This window comes from Romboutsia sp. 13368, from assembly GCF_018336475.1.
Taxonomy (GTDB): Bacteria; Bacillota; Clostridia; order Peptostreptococcales; family Peptostreptococcaceae; genus Romboutsia.
Window position 1 is genome coordinate 1367101 of the sequence record NZ_CP048741.1, and the last position, 2348, is coordinate 1369448.

2 protein-coding genes and 1 pseudogene (1 of these 3 running past the window's edge) are annotated in these 2348 nt (G+C 29.6%); 1 reads left to right on the forward strand and 2 read right to left on the reverse strand.

The window, feature by feature from the left end:
• Positions 1-230 (forward strand): annotated as a pseudogene (locus G3997_RS11415) (TetR family transcriptional regulator C-terminal domain-containing protein); it begins 19 nt to the left of the window's first position.
• A gap of 37 nt (positions 231-267) precedes the next feature.
• Here the strand turns inward: G3997_RS11415 and G3997_RS05550 are convergent.
• Together G3997_RS05550 and tyrS are read right to left on the reverse strand one after the other, a co-directional pair.
• The gene (locus G3997_RS05550) at positions 268-903 is read right to left on the reverse strand and encodes an HAD family hydrolase (protein WP_296644156.1); all 636 of its coding nucleotides are present in this window, start codon (positions 901-903) and stop codon (positions 268-270) included.
• A 153-nt stretch (positions 904-1056) separates the two neighbouring features.
• Positions 1057-2280, reverse strand: a complete 1224-nt coding sequence (tyrS, locus tag G3997_RS05555) for a tyrosine--tRNA ligase (protein WP_296649427.1) — start codon at positions 2278-2280, stop codon at positions 1057-1059.
• Positions 2281-2348: the final 68 nt, after the last annotated feature.

The following is a 2348-nucleotide window of genomic DNA, read 5'->3' on the forward strand; positions in this document are numbered from 1 at the left end:
CTATAACTGAAAATGATACTTTAAGAGAATCAATTAAGGTTAAGTATTTAGAGTGGAGAAATACTCTAAAGAAAGAAATTTCTAAAACTATAAAAGATGATAAAGATGCTGAAGCTCTTTCATTTTTATTAGTTTCTATAGTTGATGGACTTGTAGTTCAAGGATTATTAAAATCAGAAAAAGTTCCTTATGAAAATATTGCAGAGTTTTTAATAAAAAGTTGGTTATAAAAAAGATGGTTATTAACCATCTTTTTTATTAGAACTATTATAAATTTAATAAATCTTCAAATTTTTCAATTTTACATTCATATTGTTTTGTATTTCCAAATCCATAATTGGCAAACACAAATGGTATACCAGCCTTTTTAGCAGCTTCAGAGTCCATATGAGTATCACCAACATATATAGGATTTTTTAAATTATTTCTTTTTATTACAAGACCTATATTTTCTGCTTTTAGTAAATTACTTCTTCCCGGACATTCAAAGTCATCAAAGTACTTATCAAAGTTATAAAACTCTAGAAAAGATTCTATGTATCCATCTTCGCAGTTACTAACTATAAATAGTTTATATCTTTTACATAACTCTTTTAATGTATCTTCTATTTTGTCGTATAAAGTTGCACCATTATTTTTTAAATACTCATTTTGAAATTCACAACATTCTTTAACAAGAGCTTTTGCTTCTTTTTTATCCATGTCTTTAAACATTTGCTCTATAATTTCATCTAATGGAAGTCCCATGTATCCTTTTAGTTCGTCTTTAGTTATTTCATTTTTACCAGTATTATACTTTGGTAAAATTGAGCTCCATGATTTTGCAATTTCCTCTGTTGCATCCCACAGTGTTCCATCTAAATCAAATATCATACTATCTATATCTTTTAAACAATGTTTCATTCCCATTTACTCCTTTTAACAATTAGTTATTGTCTAAGATTTAGTTTTCCTATTTTCATTTTAAATTATAACATAATAAAGGATATACCTATGCTTAAGTTTATTATGAAAAATAAACTCCTAGCACTTGTATATCCTTATTTTAAATAAATATTATTTTAAAATCACTCTCTTGAATTTCTTCTTTCCACGCTTTATAACCATACCTTCACCAGCTAAAGCGTCTTTAGTGAATGTAGCTTTTACATCAGTTACYTTTTCACCATCTACAGTTACTCCACCTTGTTCTATGTTTCTTCTAGCTTCAGATCTAGTTGGAGCAAGCTCTGCTTTAACTAATAAAGATATTAAATCTATAGATCCATCAGTTAAATCTGCTTCTTCTATTTCAGTTGTAGGCATATCAGCATGAGCTGCTCCTGAGAATAAAGCTCTTGAACTTTCTTGTGCTTTTATAGCTTCTTCTTCACTATGAACAAGCTTAGTTAATTCAAATGCTAATACTTCTTTAGCTTCGTTTATTCTATTTCCTTCCCACTTTTCTATTTCTTCTATTTCTTCAAGTGATAAGAATGTTAACATACGCATACATTTAAATACGTCTGCATCTGCAACGTTTCTCCAGTATTGATAGAATTCAAATGGAGATGTTTTGTTAGGGTCTAACCATACTGCACCATTTGCAGTTTTACCCATTTTATTTCCTTCTGAGTTAAGAAGTAAAGTTATAGTCATTGCATATGCATTTTCACCTAATTTACGTCTTATTAAGTCAGTACCAGCAAGCATGTTACTCCATTGGTCATTTCCACCTAATTGCATTTGACATCCGTACTTTTCATATAAGTGATAGAAGTCATAAGCTTGCATTATCATGTAGTTGAACTCTAAGAAGCTAAGTCCTCTTTCCATTCTGTTTTTGTAACATTCAGCAGTAAGCATTCTGTTAACACTAAATTGAGCTCCAACTTCTCTTAATAACTCAACATAGTTTAAATCTAATAACCAATCAGCATTGTTAACTAATAAAGCTTTATCTTCTCCAAAGTCTATGAATTTACTCATTTGCTTTTTGAAACATTCACAGTTGTAGTTTATTTGCTCTGGAGTCATCATTTGTCTCATATCAGTTCTTCCTGATGGGTCACCTATCATAGTTGTTCCACCACCAACAAGTGCTATTGGCTTATTTCCTGCCATTTGTAATCTCTTCATTAAGCATAAAGTCATGAAGTGACCAACGTGTAAACTATCTGCAGTAGCATCAAATCCTATGTAAAACTTTGCTTTACCTGCATTTATAAGTTCTTTTAACTCATCTTCATCAGTTACTTGAGCAACTAATCCTCTAGCAACTAATTCATCATATACAGTCATAGTCATTTAAGTATTCTCCTTTTATATTCTTGAATTTATTTATATTTAAATACAAAATCTTAAAAATT